This window comes from Vibrio sp. 1288 (genome assembly GCF_033344475.1).
This window is the reverse complement of the sequence record NZ_JAWPOX010000225.1, coordinates 1-928: the sequence shown is the minus strand read 5'-3', so window position 1 is coordinate 928 and position 928 is coordinate 1. Positions and strand designations below refer to the sequence as shown.

Below are 928 nucleotides of genomic sequence, written 5' to 3'. Positions count from 1 at the left end.
TGAGCCCATCAAAATACCTAATCGAGCGTATGTATCAAACTCAGGGCTTACGTTACCGAACGCCAGTGAAGAGATAAAGATCGACATCGTAAAACCGATACCACACAACACTGATACCGCGAAGATATGCTTGAAGTTTATACCCTCTGGTAGCTTCGCAACGCCCAGTTTCACAGCTGCCCAGCTAAAGCTAAAGATGCCTAGAGGTTTACCAATCAATAGACCTAGTGCAATACCTAGAGGCAGCATTGAAGTTAGACCAGACATCGATACGCCTTCTAGCGAGATACCTGCGTTCGCAAATGCAAACAGAGGAAGAATACCAAATGCAACATAAGGGTGAAGAGCATGCTCCATGTGTTTCAGTGGAGAGTGTTCGCCCTGCTTTCCTTTCAGCGGAATCGCGAAACCGATCACTACACCTGCCAATGTTGCGTGCACACCAGACTTAAGTACAGCAAACCACAGAATCGCACCCACAATCATGTACGGTGTTAGCTTGGTGACTTCTTTCGCGTTCAACATGAACAGTACACCTGTCATGACGAAGCCGACAAGCAATGCCATTGAAGAAAGATCACCGGTGTAGAACAGAGCAATGATGACTACAACACCTAAGTCGTCAATGATCGCAAGAGCCAACAAAAATACTTTTAGACTCACTGGTACGCGCTTACCAAGTAACGCCATGATACCCAGAGCAAATGCAATGTCTGTCGCCGCAGGAATTGCCCAACCAGAGATCGCTTCAGGGTCATTTGCATTAAAAGCAACGGAAATAAGTGCCGGAGCCAACATACCACCGACCGCAGCAATTGCAGGGAAGATGGCAGTTTCTTTCGATTTTAGCGCGCCTTCAAGCAGCTCGCGCTTTACTTCAAGGCCAATAAGTAGGAAGAACACAGCCATCAGGCCGTCGTTGATCCAG

1 protein-coding gene is annotated in these 928 nt (G+C 47.4%); it reads right to left on the bottom strand.

All coding sequences use genetic code 11. From position 1 onward, the window contains the following. A partial coding sequence (gene nhaA / locus R8O11_RS25855; RefSeq protein ID WP_318194691.1) for a Na+/H+ antiporter NhaA occupies nt 1–928 on the bottom strand: 928 nt, incomplete at both ends.